This is a genomic window from Pseudoruminococcus massiliensis, from assembly GCF_900291955.1.
GTDB classification, from domain to species: Bacteria; Bacillota; Clostridia; order Oscillospirales; family Acutalibacteraceae; genus Pseudoruminococcus; species Pseudoruminococcus massiliensis.
Window position 1 is genome coordinate 531907 of the sequence record NZ_OLMR01000001.1, and the last position, 13238, is coordinate 545144.

Annotated in this window: 9 protein-coding genes; 6 read left to right on the forward strand and 3 right to left on the reverse strand. The window is 36.2% G+C overall.

Annotated elements, in window-relative coordinates:
* Positions 1 to 96: 96 nt before the first annotated feature.
* Positions 97 to 1206, reverse strand: coding sequence for an ABC transporter ATP-binding protein (locus tag C9914_RS02530; protein WP_106763112.1), 1110 nt, complete (start codon positions 1204 to 1206; stop codon positions 97 to 99).
* 237 nt (positions 1207 to 1443) lie between these two features.
* The gene (locus tag C9914_RS02535) at positions 1444 to 2163 is read right to left on the reverse strand and encodes a pseudouridine synthase (RefSeq protein ID WP_022265239.1); all 720 of its coding nucleotides are present in this window, start codon (positions 2161 to 2163) and stop codon (positions 1444 to 1446) included.
* Positions 2164 to 2570: 407 nt separating this feature from the next.
* On the opposite strand from C9914_RS02535, the gene C9914_RS02540 reads away from it, so the two are divergent.
* The 6 genes from C9914_RS02540 to C9914_RS11885 all read left to right on the forward strand — a co-directional run bounded on the left by C9914_RS02540 (position 2571) and on the right by C9914_RS11885 (position 11461).
* A complete protein-coding gene (locus C9914_RS02540) occupies positions 2571 to 3662 on the forward strand; it encodes a glycosyltransferase family 2 protein (protein ID WP_106763114.1) in 1092 nt (363 codons plus the stop codon).
* 197 nt (positions 3663 to 3859) lie between these two features.
* The gene (locus C9914_RS02545; RefSeq protein ID WP_106763116.1) at positions 3860 to 6985 is read left to right on the forward strand and encodes a leucine-rich repeat protein; all 3126 of its coding nucleotides are present in this window, start codon (positions 3860 to 3862) and stop codon (positions 6983 to 6985) included.
* A 240-nt stretch (positions 6986 to 7225) separates the two neighbouring features.
* Positions 7226 to 8311: a PucR family transcriptional regulator gene (locus tag C9914_RS02550; protein ID WP_022265242.1), complete on the forward strand. Its 1086-nt coding sequence runs from the start codon at positions 7226 to 7228 to the stop codon at positions 8309 to 8311.
* A 210-nt stretch (positions 8312 to 8521) separates the two neighbouring features.
* Positions 8522 to 9199, forward strand: coding sequence for a cell division ATP-binding protein FtsE (ftsE, locus tag C9914_RS02555; RefSeq protein WP_106763118.1), 678 nt, complete (start codon positions 8522 to 8524; stop codon positions 9197 to 9199).
* On the forward strand, positions 9196 to 10110 hold the full coding sequence (gene ftsX / locus C9914_RS02560) for a permease-like cell division protein FtsX (RefSeq protein WP_022265244.1): 915 nt from the start codon (positions 9196 to 9198) through the stop codon (positions 10108 to 10110). The genes ftsE and ftsX overlap by 4 nt, the downstream gene beginning before the upstream one ends.
* Complete coding sequence (locus tag C9914_RS11885; RefSeq protein WP_106763119.1) at positions 10100 to 11461, forward strand: murein hydrolase activator EnvC family protein; 1362 nt, start codon at positions 10100 to 10102, stop codon at positions 11459 to 11461. Before ftsX ends, C9914_RS11885 begins: the two co-directional genes overlap by 11 nt.
* Before the next feature lie 73 nt (positions 11462 to 11534).
* On the opposite strand, the gene C9914_RS02570 is transcribed toward C9914_RS11885, so the two are convergent.
* Positions 11535 to 13199 carry a sensor histidine kinase gene (locus tag C9914_RS02570; RefSeq protein WP_106763120.1) on the reverse strand — a complete coding sequence of 555 codons (1665 nt, stop codon included), beginning with the start codon at positions 13197 to 13199 and terminating at the stop codon, positions 11535 to 11537.
* Positions 13200 to 13238 lie beyond the last annotated feature (39 nt).

The following is a 13238-nucleotide window of genomic DNA, read 5'->3' on the forward strand; positions in this document are numbered from 1 at the left end:
TACTGTATATCACACACTATGTCAAGAAAAAAATTTTCAATACAAAAAAGGCAGAAGCCTAAGCCTCTGCCTTTTATATTATTCAGAAAATAATTATCAGTTTGTGATAGTTCTCTCTGTTTCCTTATCGAAGATATGGATTTTCTCAACATCGAATGCGATTTCGATTGGCTCGCCTGCTTCAGCAGTAGATGATGGGTCAACACGAGCAATAGCAGATTCGCCCTCGATTGTCATATAAACATAGATTTCAGCACCCATAAGTTCTGTAACTTCAACCTGTGCCTCGATGATGTCAGTTGCTCTCTCGAGGAACTCTGGGTCATCGTGAACATCTTCTGGACGGATACCGAGAATAACATCTCTGCCAACAAACTTAGAAAGAATGTTGTTCTTATTCTTAGACTCTGGAAGAGTAATAGTATACTTACCAAATGAAATACCGTAATCTTCACCTGCTCTTACGATAGTAGCATTGATGAAGTTCATTTGAGGAGCACCCATAAATCCTGCAACGAAGAGGTTGCATGGCTTCTCATAGAGGTTTTGTGGTGTATCAACCTGCTGAATGAAGCCGTCCTTCATAACAACGATTCTATCACCCATTGTCATAGCCTCTGTCTGATCATGTGTAACATAGATAAATGTTGTGCCAAGTCTCTTATGAAGCTTAGAAATCTCTGTTCTCATCTGAGTACGGAGCTTAGCATCGAGGTTTGAAAGCGGTTCATCAAGGAGGAAGACCTTAGGGTCACGAACGATAGCACGACCAAGAGCAACACGCTGTCTCTGACCACCTGAAAGAGCCTTTGGCTTTCTTTCGAGAAGGTGAGAAATATCAAGAATACGAGCAGCCTCTTCAACTCTTCTTCTCATTTCTTCCTTTGGAGTCTTTCTGAGCTTAAGACCGAAAGCCATGTTATCAAAAACAGTCATATGAGGATAAAGAGCGTAGTTCTGGAAAACCATTGCAATATCTCTGTCCTTAGGTGAGATGTCATTAGAAAGGACATCACCGATATAAAGCTCGCCCTTACTGATTTCTTCAAGACCTGCAATCATACGGAGAGTAGTTGACTTACCACAGCCTGAAGGTCCAACAAAGATAATAAATTCTTTATCTTCGATTTCGAGGTTGAAGTCGCTAACAGCTACAACATTACCGTCATAAACCTTATATACATTTCTTAGTGATAAACTTGCCATAATTTGCTTCCTCCTGTGGGTAACCCGATTTAATTCAATAATAATATAATAACAGATTTGCAAAAAGAATGGTATTCATTTTTTTACTAAATCTAAGATGTTCAGTTTATGTATATTGCCCAAAAACAAAAAAAAGGCTGTCTTTTTGTACTAACTGCATAGTTGCTTTTGTACAATTTGTATAATATTATTTTTAGAACCATTTTTTATATTCTAATGACTTAAAATTAAAATATCCTAAAGAATCTTTTCTCTGCTCAAAGCTTGATTAATTTCTTCTGAAGAAAGTTCTCTTGCTTCTCCAGACGAAAGCTTATCATCAAGCAAAAGACCACCAATTCTAAGTCTTTTAAGCTCTAAAACCTCAGTCCCAACTGCATGAAACATTCTCTTAATCTGATGAAACTTGCCCTCACAAATTTCTACAAGAGCAGTATTTTTACCAATAATCTTCATATCTGCCGGTAGAAAATCATCTCCGCCCTCGCTTATACCTGCCCTAAATTTTTCAACATCATTCTCTGCAAGCTTTCTGTCAACAACCGCTTCATATAGCTTATTGACATGGCTTTTCGGTGCAAGCAGCTTATGCGAAAATTCGCCGTCATCTGTAATTATCAGCAAACCCTCTGTGTTTCTGTCAAGCCTACCCGCAGGAAATAAATCTTTGCGTCTGAGTTCAGGTGGAAGCAGGTCAAGCACAGTCTTTTCTCTACTATCTCTGCTTGCCGAAACAACTCCTTTTGGCTTATTTAACATTATATATATGTAACGCTTATATAGAATTGGTTCATCATCAAGAGTAATTTCGCAATTTTCTGGGTCAAATTTATCTTCAGACCTTGCAACAATTTTCCCATCAACCTTTATTCTTCCTTGCTTTATAAGCATTTTTATTTCTTTTCGACTTGCAATCTCTTGTGATGACAGAATTTTATCTATTCTTAAAAGAGCCATACAAAATCCCCTTTCTGATAGATTTTAACATATCAATTTTATTACTGCAAGATTTTTTCTTCATCATTTGACAAGCAATTATAAATAATAGTATAATTCAAACAATATCAATTAAATTAGGCTGATTTTATAAATAAAAGTAAAATCAAAAATTTATTGAAGTTATAAGCTATATAGCTTTTTGTACTGATTCTTAACGAAAACTTAATACTTTGCTTTTAGAAAGCACCATTGATATATCTTATAAAGACAAAAAACATCTTCCGGAATATAACAAAAAAGTAGAACGCGTCTTGACAGCGGAGGCACTCCACTTTGAATAAAACCTTTAACTTTTTATCTAAACTTACGCTAACTGAATAATAAAAATATCCTCCCTATCTTTGGGATAAATCAGGAGAAAAACAATGAGTCTTACGGTTTCAATCTGTGTAATTGCGTATAATGAAGAAAATACAATTTCTGGTATACTTTCGGATATTCTCTATCAGACATATCCTCATAAGCTTACTCAAATAGTTCTTGTTAATTCACGCTCAGAGGATAACACCCAGAAAATAATGGAGCAGTTTGCCAATTCAAACAGCAAAAATTATATAAGCATAGATATTCTTGAAAACAATAAGCGTTCACAGGCATCAGGCTGGAACACTGCTCTTAAAAAAGCTATTGGTGATGTTATAATCAGAGTAGACGCTCACGCATCTATTCCAAAAGATTTTATTGAAAAAAATATAAATGTTATTGAAAGTGGCGAAAATATAAGTGGGGGTTCAAGACCTAATATTATAATAGACCCTACGCCAATGAAAGAAACCTTACTTCTCGCAGAAAGCTCTATGTTTGGCAGCTCAATAGCTTCATATCGCAGAGAAAGCAACAAAAAACAATATGTAGATTCTATGTTTCATGCCGCATATAGGAGAGAAGTCTTTGAAAATGTTGGCGGCTTTGATGAAACTCTTGGCAGAACAGAAGACAACGAGCTACATTACCGTATGCGTCAGGCTGGATATAAATTTTGTCTTTCTCCTGATATAATCTCATATCAGCACACAAGAACAACACTTAAAAAAATGCTGGCACAGAAATTCGGAAACGGCAGATGGATAGGCTTAACTCTTGGAGTTTGTCCAAAATGTCTTTCTGTTTTTCATTTTGTGCCATTTTGTTTTGTATTAGCAATAATAGGTTGTGTAGCATTAAATATAATAGGTACAGTATGTGGATTTGGAATTTTAAAGCTGCCTTTATATATTCTTGGAATAACCTATCTCTTAGCTGACCTTGTTATGACTATTACAGCTGTTATTTCAGCAAAGAAACATCTTAGCGAATTAATTTTGCCATTTATTTTTCCTATGCTTCATATAGCCTATGGACTTGGAACCGTTGTAGGAATATTTCAAATGCCATTCTGGTTAAAGAAAAGGGATAAAGATTCTAAACAAAATATTGAAAATGTAAGTATTGAAATGAAAAAAATAAGCAAAAACTAAAATTGGACATTTCGTTTTTTAAATATATGTAAAATTAACTTTAATTTGTACCGAATATTATATTTAAATGTATCATAATTTTGGTATTTTGATTATTATTTATAAAAATTTTATAAAATTTTGTAATATCTATTGAAAATTCCGAAAAAATTTAGTATAGTTAAATAGATGAGTAAATTTGAAAGCGGTGATATTTTATGCAGTGTCCTGAATGCGGTAGCGAGTGGAAAGCAAGCAATCGCATAGATCTCATACAGCGTTGCCCTTTCTGCGGTGCAAGCCTTGAAAAAGAAGCTCCTCGACCAATCACATTTACTAACGCCAAGGAAGGCGTTCGCTATATTGTCGATAATTTCGGCAGTGATGTAATTGTTGATAATGAACGATTTACAAAGCTTCTCAACAAGTTTATGCCTAAGCTCAAGCAGGAAAGAAAAGTAATTGTCGAAGCAATGAACGAAGGAGTCTGCACTACATTATATGATGTGACAGACCAAAGTGAAATTGATAAGTGCATTGCAATTCTCCAGTCAATCAAAATCTTGACACAAGATGCCTGCATGGCTGAAAAATGGGCATGCTATGCCGTAGAAACTATCGTATACGCTCTCGGATGGAGTGTCCCTATGTTTGGAATCACTCCAAATATTCATATGTATCAAATTCCTGAAACAGTAAGTCACCCTTGGAATCAAGAAAATCCAAATGAAGTTTGGGTTCAACCGAACCAAGTTTGGGTTAATCCTGTTGAAAGCAATGGTGACGCTTGGGATAGTCAAAAGCAAGATGTCATAGAGGTATCAGAAGAAGAACTTAACAAGCCTTCTGAAAAAAATCAAATTCCTGTTTATGACACTCATATATTTGAACAACCATCCGAAAATGATAAATCTGTCGAACCACAAGCTGAGAAATCAAATGAACCAGTTGTCGAATCTCCTGTTATCGAGCCTCCTACAGAAGAAGCTCAAGAACCAGTTATCGAGTCTCCTGTTATCGAGCCTCCTGTAGAAGAAGCTCAAGAACCAGTTATCGAGTCTCCTACAGAAGAAGCTCAAGAACCAGTTATCGAGTCTCCTGTTATCGAGCCTCCTACAGAAGAAGCTCAAGAACCAGTTATCGAGTCTCCTGTTATCGAGCCTCCTACAGAAGAAGCTCAAGAACCAGTTATCGAATCTCCTGTTATCGAGCCTCCTACAGAAGAAGTTCAAGAACCAGTTATCGAATCTCCTGTCTTCGAGCCTCCTACAGAAGAAGCTCAAGAACCAGTTATCGAGTCTCCTGTCTTTGAGCCTCCTACAGAAGAAGTTCAAGAACCAGTTATCGAATCTCCTGTTATCGAGCCTCCTGTAGAAGAAGCTCAAGAACCAGTTATCGAATCTCCTGTTATCGAGCCTCCTACAGAAGAAGTTCAAGAACCAGTTATCGAGTCTCCTGTTATCGAGCCTCCTACAGAAGAAGTTCAAGAACCAGTTATCAAACCTGTAGATGACAAAACTTCTGTTGCTGAACAAGTAAATGAAGAAAATCAGCAAAATAATGCTCCTCAACAGCCACCATTTGGTCAAGCACCTGAGCATCAGTATAATAATCCATGGGGTATGCCACCTCAACAAGGTGCTGAGGGTCAGCAACCTCCTTATAATCCTTGGGCTTATGGTCCTTATGGTATGCCACCTCAACAAGGTGCTGAGGGTCAGCAACCTCCTTATAATCCTTGGGCTTATGGTCCTTATGGTATGCCACCTCAACAAGGTACTGAGGGTCAGCAACCTCCTTATAACCCTTGGGCTTATGGTCCTTGGGGTATGCCACCTCAACAAGGTGCTGAGGGTCAACAACCACCTTATAACCCTTGGGCTTATGGTCCTTGGGGTATGCCACCTCAACAAGGTACCGAGGGTCAACAACCTCCTTATAATCCTTGGGGTGTTTCGCCTCAGCCTAATGCTCATCAATCTGCTGAAGAAGCAAATCCTGAGGTTGAAAAAGAACCTGAACCACCAACAGTCGAAAAAGAGGCTGAGCCAGCTGTTGAAACAACGCAAGAACCAGAAGCTCCATTCATTCCACAGCCAGAATCAGCAGCTAAGAAAAATGATATTGATATAGACCAATATATGGATGCTCCTTGGGCTGTACATAATAGAGAAAATAATAGAGAAACTGATGTTAAGCCTATTGATATTCCAACAAATTCAATGGGTACAACAGACCGTACAAACGGTTTTAGCGTTTCGAATGAAGCATTACAGCAAGATGCTCCAATTTCTTCCGAACAATCAGCTCAGACGCCAGCAGAAAGTCATGAACCTATTCATAAAGTTGATTTTTCTTCATTGAATATAACCCCATCTGATGAGCCTATTTCTAAGCCATCAATGGAAAATACACCTGTTGTTGAAATTCCTCAGCCTGAGGCAAATGCTTCTCCATCTGAGAATTCTGCAGCAGAAGATGTTGCAGTAAATATTCCAGAGACAAGTGTTCCTGAAACCTCAAGCAGCATTAATGAAGTATTCACAAAAGAAGATGCTAAGAAGTTCACTCTCAATCATGTTCAGATTCCTGAAGGTGTTATCCGTATTGATAATGAAGCCTTTAAAGATAACCAAAAGATTGAAGCTGTTGTACTTCCAACATCTCTTAAAGAAATCGGAGATAGTGCATTTGAGTGTTGTAGTAAGCTTCTTACAATCAATATTCCTGAAAATGTAACCGATATAGGAAAATGTGCATTTAAAGGTTGTTCCTCAATTACATCTATTAAACTTCCTGATAGCATAACAAGAATCAATGCAGAATGCTTTGCTGGCTGCGAAAAACTTAAAGATTTCAAGATACCATCATCAGTAAGTCATATAAGCAGACATTCATTTATGAATTGTGCAAGTATTGTTGATATTGAAATTCCTGATGGAATTCATGGTCTTGCCGAAAATATTTTCAGCGGTTGTAAGTCACTTCAGACAATAAAAGTTCCTGATAGCGTATCTCAGATACATAAGAACTGCTTTAGCTGGTGTGAATCTCTCACAACAATCAATCTTCCTGAGGCTATCACAGAAATTGCTCCTGGCTCATTCACAGGTTGTGAAAAGCTTAAAACTCTTGATATTCCATCAAGAGTTACAAAAATTGGTTATGGTGCATTCAGTAAGTGTACTGGACTTAAATCACTCACACTTCCTGATACTATTACAGAAATCGAAGAGAACGCATTTCTCGGTTGTCGTGCTCTTGTTGTTTATTGTTCTTCGGAGAACGCTTATATTAAGAGATATTGCAGACTCAATCGTATAAGATGTAAGAGCAGTACTTAAACTAAAATACTTAAAAGCCTCTCAAGTAAATGGGAGGCTTTTTTCTTTAAAATAATATCGCTTAAAATGTTCAAAATCAAGCTAATATATACGCTATTCATTACCTTACACAAAATTTTCTATGAAAATTCTTTTAAAAGGTTGATTTTTTTCTTATTTTTGTGTAAAATGTATAGAGAGATTTTATATTATCAGGCGATAATTCATACGAACTAATTAAACACAAAGTGAGGTATAAATATGTCTAACAGACTTTTTCAAGGCGTTATCCACCAAATGAGAGACACCATCGACCGTGCCATAGGAGTTATTGATGAAACATCTGTCGTTATCGCTTGCAGCGAGCTTGGTAAAATCGGCGAAGTAAACGAAAATATCACAACAGATATGCTCTCCTCCGCTACACCTTTCGTACTTAATGGCTATACTTATAAACCTTTCGGCAGTAAGCCAAGATGTGAATATGCTGTTTTTGTAGCAGGCAATGATGACCTTGCACAAAAATATGCAATGCTTCTCGCTATATCTCTTGGAAGCATAAAGCAATACTATGATGAAAAATATGACCGTGGCAATTTTATTAAGAATGTCATACTTGACAATATTCTGCCTGGTGATATATATTTAAAGGCAAAAGAACTTCGTTTCAATTCCGAAGTTACTCGTGTATGCTTCGGCATCAAGATTATCTCTAAGAACGATATTTCTGCCTACGATGTCATTCAAAACCTCTTCCCTGATAAAAGCAAAGATTTCGTTATCAATATCAACGAATCTGATATAGCACTTGTCAAAGAAATTAAGTCAGAAACAGATTCTAAAGACCTTGAGAAGCTCGCAAGCTCTATTGTAGATACTCTTTCTGGCGAATTTTACACACATTGTGTTATCGGTATAGGAACTCCTGTTGAGGGCATTAAGGACCTTGCTCGTTCCTATAAAGAGGCACAAATCGCTCTTGAGGTTGGTAAGGTATTCGATACAGAAAAGACTATTGTAAGCTATGATAATCTCGGTATCGCTCGTCTTGTCTATCAGCTTCCAACTACACTCTGCGATATGTTCCTTAAAGAAGTTTTCAAGCGTGGCTCTATTGAATCTCTCGACCAAGAAACTCTCTTTACAATTCAGCGTTTCTTCGAGAATAACCTCAATGTTTCTGAAACATCAAGAAAGCTTTTTGTTCACAGAAATACTCTTGTTTATCGTCTTGAGAAAATTAAAAAGCTTACCGGTCTTGACCTCAGAGAATTTGAAGATGCTATCGTATTTAAAGTAGCACTTATGGTTAAGAAATATCTTTCATCTAATCCAATCAAATACTAATTCATAAACATTACAAACTCAAGAATAAAGTTGTCTTGTAGCTGGCAGTTTTCTGCCTCTATAAGGCGACTTCTTGGTTTATATAGGGGTTGAATTTTTATTGATACTATACAAATATCAAAAAATATAATAATATATTACATTGATATTGTATAAGTAATATTTCAATATTAAATTTTCTTATCATTTACTAAAAGAAAGGTCTTGTCTATGATTCATTTTAAAAATGTATCTAAGGTATATTCAACAGGCACAAAAGCACTCGACAATGTAAGCTTAGATATAAATAAGGGCGAGTTCGTCTTTATAGTTGGACCATCAGGAGCAGGAAAAAGTACATTTTTAAAGCTCATTATGCGTGAAGAAGCCACCACAGAGGGTGAAATTTCTGTCAACGGCTATAATCTTGTCAAAATCAAAAAACGCAAGATTCCATATCTTCGCAGAACTATGGGAATAGTTTTTCAGGATTTCAGGCTTATAGAAAAAATCTCTGTTTTCGATAATGTTGCCTTTGCTATGAGAGTAATCGGCATTTCAGAAAAATCTGTGCGTAAGCGTGTAGAATATATTCTTGGTCTTGTCGGACTTTCAGAAAAAGCTGATAGCAAGCCAAGTGAGCTTTCAGGCGGCGAGCAACAGCGTGTCAGCCTTGCAAGAGCATTGGTAAATAATCCCGAACTTATAATTGCGGACGAGCCTACTGGAAATATCGACCCTGAGCTTTCATATGAAATTATGGAGCTTCTTGTTGAGATAAATAAGCGTGGCACAACGGTTTTAATTGTCACACATGAACATAACCTCGTAAATGAATTCGGCGGAAGAATTATTAAAATCAATGGTGGAAAAATCGTTGGGGATTATATTCGGGAGGTGGAGCAATGAAATTCAAAAGTTCAGGCTATCTCATAAAGGAAGGCATAAAAAGCATCTGGAATAACCGAATGATGTCGCTTGCAAGTATAGGTGTTCTTATTTCTTGCCTTTTGATTACTGGTGCGGCTGTTGTTACATCTATGAACGCATCAAGCCTTATATCATCTATTGGTGATACCAATATGATTACTGTATATCTCGACCCACAGATTTCTGATGTTGATGCTCTTAAGCTCGGAGCTAAATTCGATTTACTTGATAATGTTAAATCAAGCGAATTTTATTCAAAATCAAAAGCTATTGAAGATTATCACCAAATGCTTGGCGATGATATTTATGCAAATATGCAAGGTGAAGATAATCCCTTGCCACACGCATATAAAGTGAGTTTAGAAGATTTCTCAAAATACGAAGAAACTGTTAAAGAGCTTAAAAAAATTGATGGTGTATATCAAATAAGCAATCGTAGTGATATTGCAAGAAAGCTTACTAAGCTAAATACACTTGTAACATACATAGGCATAGCCGCCGTAATAGTTTTGGGCTTAGTTACACTTTTCATCATCTCAAATACGGTTAGAATGACAATGTATTCAAGACGCTTTGAGATTAGCATAATGAAATCTGTTGGTGCAACAAATTCATTTGTACGAATACCATTCTTAGTTGAAGGTATGGTTATAGGTCTTATTTCAGGAATTATCTCATCTATTGTTATGATTGCTCTATATAACCCAATATTAGAGGCTATTCGTAGTATTGCATCTGTTGTTTATAAAGCAAGTATTCCTATATCCGATATTTGGATATATATTGTTCTTGCATTCTTAGGCTCTGCTGTTCTTATAGGTGCTTTGGGAAGCTTTATATCTGTTTCAAAATACCTCAAAAAGGAAGGAGGAGAGATTCTTGGCTGGTAAAAAATTTAAAAAAATCTTATCAATTACTGCTTCAATACTAACTATGACTCTTATTCTTTCACAATCTACATTTGCGTTTGATGCTGAATCTAACAAAAATGAACAGGCTGCCTTACAAAAGCAAGCAGAACAATATGAAAGAACACTCAAAAAAACTCGCAATGATATTTCCGAAAAGCAAGCATATGCAAAAGCTCTTCAAGGAAAAATCGAAACCCTTAGCAAACAAATAAAGCTCAGCAATGAAAAAATTGATGCACTTAACAAAAGTATTAAAGAAAAGCAAAATGAAATTGATAAGAAACTCTCTAAAATTGAAAGCAAAATGACTCAGCTTCGTGCAAGACTTCGTGCGATTTATATAGCTGGAGATACTTCATCTTTGGAAATAATTCTTGGAGCAAAGGATTTCTCCGATTTTATAGACAAGGCTGAGCTTGTTGAAAGTATTTCCTCTTATGACAGCAATTTAATCAATGAGCTTAAATCAGAGATGTCAACAATAAGCGGACAGCAAAAATCCTTAAGAGCAGAAAAAAAATCTGTTGAAAAGGAAAAGAAATCTCTTGAAAACCAAAAAAGCGAAATCAATAAACTTTCTGAAGAAAATAGCACTATTATTGCTGAACTTCAAGGCGTAGAAAGTGCAACTCTTGATTCAATCGGAGAAAATAAAGAAAGCCAAGCTGCACTCGAAAAAGAGCTTAAAGAGTATTTCGAGCAACAGAAAAAACAAGCCGAAGAAAATGTCAAAAATCAAAACTCCAATAATGCTAAACCATCTAAAAACAACACAAATAAGAATAACGCTTCTAATAATAACAGTAGTAGCAATAACAATACAAATAATACTAAGCCTGATGATAACAGCAATAATAACAATCCAACAACTACACCAAGTTCTGGCGAATATGTATGGCCATGCCCAGGATTCTATTATCTAATATCTACATTTGATGAAAATCGAGGTTCAAGTAATCACGGTGCATTAGATATAGCTGGTGGCGGAATTTACGGTGCTCAGGTTATAGCTGCAAGAGAAGGTACAGTCGTTTCATCATTCAGTGGCTGTACCCACGATTATGGTAAAAGCTCCTCCTGTGGTTGTGGAGGCGGTTATGGCAACTATGTAGTAATAGAGCACAGTGATGGTAAAACAAGCTTATATGGTCATTTATCAGCGGTTTATGTAAACTATGGCGACTATGTAAGTGCAGGTCAACTTATCGGTCGTGTAGGTTCAACAGGCTATTCAACAGGACCACATCTGCATTTTGAAACAAAATATTCAACCATATGGGACCATTCTCAACGCTATAATCCACTCGATGAATATCCTGGATTATTTTAACTCAAAGCTTTAATAAAAGTATATAAATTAAAACCTCCGTAACTCGTAATTTGGGTTGCGGAGGTTTTCTGATTTAAAATGTTATCTTTATTTCTGTACCAAAGCCTTCAGAGCTTTTCAGGTCGATTTTAGCGTCATAAAGCTCACATATATGTTTAACTATCGCCAAACCTAAACCTGTTCCTCCCCTTTCTTTAGAACGGCTTTTATCAACACGATAAAATCTTTCAAAAATCCTTGCCCTATGTTCTGGCGGAATACCTATTCCCGTATCCTTAACATCAATAAATCCATTGCCAACTGTAATATCTACCTTACCGTCTTTATCACGATTATACCTTACAGCATTATCACAGAGGTTTTGAACAAGCTCTGTAAGCAAGGTTATGTTTCCTCGCATAATATATTCTTCACCACTTACTCTAACCACTACACCCTGTCTTTCTGCCTGAACTGCAATATCATCAGCACATTTCTGGGCGATAGTAAGCAGATTCACTGTTTCCTTTCGTATAGCCTCAGCTTTTTGGCTATTATCAAGCCTTGAGAGAAGAATAATATCACTGATAAGTGATAAAAGCCTTGCAGATTCCTTGCGGATTCTACCAGCAAAATTCTTTATATCTTCCTCTTTTACAATTCCTGCCTCTATCATTTCCGCATAACCAGAAATAGATGTAAGTGGAGTTTTAAGCTCATGAGAAACATTAGCTGTAAATTCCTGCCTCATACTTTCCATTTCTTTCTTTTCGGTAATATCTATAATAAGGCAGATAACACCAATCTGTTCTCCCTGAGATGCAACCGGATTCGCAATCATTTGATATATTCTTCCGTTAAGCATAAGCTCAAGAGAACTATTTTCGCCATCAAGAGCTTTATCAACGCAATCATTTACATCTTTATCCCTTGAAATATAAAGCAAGCTGTCGTGTTTAAGAGTTACATCACCAACATTAAATATTCTTTTTGTAGCTTCATTCATAAGGAGGATATTTTTATCGAGGTCAAGTAAAATCATTCCCTCTGACATATTTTGAATAATAGCTGCAACCTTGTTTTTTTCTCTTTCAACCTTGCCAAGCTGATAACGAATTTCTCGTTTTTGTGCAATGATTTCAGTAATAAATGGAGATAATTCAGGGTAAATATCGTCTGCGTCAATGTCCGTTCCAATATCGTCAACGCTTTCTGAAAGCTTTGTAATAGGATTGATAATTTTCTTTGTAAGAAAGAAACCTATTGCCAGCGACATAATCAAAAGCATTATAAATATCAGAATCATATATGGAAGTATACTCGTAAATACGCTATTCAGTGCATCAGCGTCCTTTGCAACTCTAAGTATATTTCCATTAGAAAGCTTCATTGCGTAATAATATGTATTTGTGCGAGTGGTTTCCGAATATCTTGAGGAATAGCCTTCGCCATCTTGCAAGGCATCTTTAATCTCCGAGCGTTCAAGATGATTTTCATCACTTTTCTTTTCGCTATCGAAAATAACATTTCCGTCAGCCTTTATAAGAGTAATTCTTGTTTGACCTTTTGCAAAGTCTTTCAGATTATTATCATCTGTAATATAATCATAGCTTGTCGCAATAAGCTGTGCATCAGTCTTTAGGTCAGCATTAACCTGATTCTGAAAAGCATTAAAAAATACTAACCATGTAATAAGCGAAACCAAAATAGCTGTAACAAGTCCCATTATAAAAAGGTGAGTATTTATTTTTCCTTCCATAAAATCACCGCCCACTAATTTTTATCTTTCTAAATATAA